Source organism: Paenibacillus sp. 01T422, assembly GCF_056398785.1.
Genome location: NZ_JBFTQB010000942.1, coordinates 1 through 2,430, shown reverse-complemented (window position 1 = coordinate 2,430; position 2,430 = coordinate 1). Strand labels below are relative to the sequence as shown.

Genomic DNA, 2,430 nt, shown 5'->3' with positions numbered 1-2,430 from the left:
GTTCTTTCACTTCGGTAATCAGTTTTTGTTCACAAATCCCTTCAATATAACAAAGATTAATAGAGGTGTTCGTGAACTCACCGAATTGAAATTTTTCAATTTTCAAAGCTGGATGTTTGATAATTCTTCGAATCATGGTGATATTGACTGATAAATCCTCAACAAAAGCCTGTTTAGGTCCACGGATGACATTTTCATTTTCCGCTTGTTGAATCGCCCTTTTTTCGACTGATCTCATAGGAAATAAAATAAGCTGCGGCTCGTTATCGATCAATAAAACAACCGTACCTTCAAACAAGGATTGCAGCGCAGTACTCGTTTCATAACTGCTAGAAATCATTGAAACGGGAAGTTGCTTTAATTGCAAGATGTGCTGGGCGAGTTCACTTGTCGACTCAGCGTTCACTTCCGTTAATAGCGGAGCAATAACATGCTCCTGCAGCATGTTTTGATCCACAAGCCCTTCAATAAAAATAAATACGCAGGGAAAACTTCCCGACAAACACTCATGAAATCTGACATCCGAGCAATTAGCCAATTGATTCTGGAACCATCGAAGTCTTGAAGTTAATTTATCGTCCACATTCCCTACAGGTGGCAAGGTATCTTTTGAAGCGGTAAGCAACACTTTTCGATTTTTTTTGAACAAGTTGATGAAGTTCATACATGCTCCATTGGAGTTTTATTTATATCATGCCAATAAGGGCTTCATTTATACATAAATTATGGAAACTACACTAATCCGTGCAACATCCATATCGTGTGCTAACGCATACCAGATCGAATTCGGAAGGAAGCGCAGAAAACGTTAAAACGCTACTGACATACTGTTGTCAGTAGCGCTTTTATATAATCGAAGTAAGTAACATAAAGGAGTGGGAGTTACATGCGAATTATTGGGAATCAAAATGATAGGATACAATATTGTATCATGGATAATAGAAAGGTTGTGACCTCGTGAATTTTGCTTCTGTGCGCATCATTACCGACGACGTGGATCGTCTCGTCGAGTTCTACGAGAAAGTCATGGGTGTTTCGGCAGAACGCCCTGCGCCCGTCTTTGCCGAACTTGTTTTGCCATCGTGCACCCTGGCGATCGGCCACTCCCAGACGGTGCAACTGTTCGGCGCTGGTTCTGCAGTAGCGGCCAGCAATCGCACTGTCATCATGGAGTTCCGCGTCCATGATGTCGATGCCGAATACGAGCGCTTGAAGCCGTTTGTCCACGAGTGGGTAAAGGAACCAACCACGATGCCATGGGGGAACCGTGCTATACTATTTCGCGATCCCGACGGCAATCTGATTAACCTTTTCGCGCCGGTGACCGAAGAAGCGATCAAACGGTTCAGCGGTAGGCGCTGACGGTAATTTGAAGGTTAACTCTTGAGCATTTATTACGAAAAGTCGTGCGAATGCCATACGATTCACACGACTTTTTGTTTGATTTTTATAGCTTTTCCCCTGGCAAATGTGCACCGTACTTAGGAAGAATAGTATCCTTCGTGTAGATATCCACTTGCCGAAGTGTTTCGACAATCGTCGGCATATCCAATGCCTTTACCAACTCGTTGATAGCTTGAACACCCGCGTCTGCACGTGCTTCTCTTTCTTCCGAAGTTTTCAGAAGCGGTGTAACCATATGATCGGATGGTTCGTGAAAGTAGGAACCTACTGCGCCGGATTGATAAGCATATTTTCCTAATATATTACCAGGATTCTTACTCATCCCAGCTAACATATGCCTAACATCATAAGTTACAGAATGAGATTCGGGTACGTTCAACGGGACATCTTCTAATCTGCCTAGAACTTTATAAGCGCCAATGCTCATATCATGAAATGCATCCATCATATTGAAATGCACTGCCTCTGCTGATTTTAATACATCCATATACAAGACGGGAACTTTGGTTTCATCAAAGAAATCACGAACCATGCCGCTTACTGTCAAATAAGCCGGACCATGACTAGTAATATAAATTTGCCTTCTAAAACCTTGATTTAGCAATGTCTTTGCTATCTTATCTAAATAAGCCATTCCGTCTTTTATGCTCATTTGAATCGTTCCCCGCCCAATAATGGTTCCGCCTGGGAAGAAATAAGGTAAGTTGTGCAAAACAAGTCCGTCTGATTCTTCAGCCATTCGTAAAGCAATAGCTTCGGCTAAAACTGTTTCAGAATCGAGCGGCAGAGCTCCATGCGTTTCCGTTACGCCAACTGGCACATAAATAACATCATTTCGATCTAAATATTGTTCAACTTCCCCATTTGTCATTTTTGAAAGAAGTCTAGTACGCATATTAATCTCTCCTATCATTTATTAACGAATCACAATAATGGGTACTCCTTACTAAGACGTTCTCCTTTCTTTTAATGCTGCATACATTTCATTTGTCCTCTTTGCATTCAGGTTATAGATTAAGCCTACGC

General features: G+C 41.9%; 3 protein-coding genes. 1 reads left to right on the top strand and 2 read right to left on the bottom strand.

All coding sequences use genetic code 11. The features are described 5' to 3' along the window. The coding region (locus AC1DUA_RS33815) for a spore germination protein (RefSeq protein ID WP_477503907.1) at positions 1-664 on the bottom strand (664 nt) is incomplete at its 3' end. 293 nt (positions 665-957) lie between these two features. Here AC1DUA_RS33815 and AC1DUA_RS33810 point away from each other — a divergent pair. Next, positions 958-1,362: a VOC family protein gene (locus AC1DUA_RS33810; RefSeq protein WP_477503906.1), complete on the top strand. Its 405-nt coding sequence runs from the start codon at positions 958-960 to the stop codon at positions 1,360-1,362. An 85-nt stretch (positions 1,363-1,447) separates the two neighbouring features. Here the strand turns inward: AC1DUA_RS33810 and AC1DUA_RS33805 are convergent, their stop codons facing one another. Further along, on the bottom strand, positions 1,448-2,299 hold the full coding sequence (locus tag AC1DUA_RS33805; protein WP_477503905.1) for a creatininase family protein: 852 nt from the start codon (positions 2,297-2,299) through the stop codon (positions 1,448-1,450). Positions 2,300-2,430: the final 131 nt, after the last annotated feature.

Excerpts from the sequence above, each read along its gene's own strand:
- AC1DUA_RS33805 (WP_477503905.1), bottom strand. The coding sequence starts at position 2,299 with ATGCGTACTAGACTTCTTTCAAAAATGACAAATGGGGAAGTTGAACAA.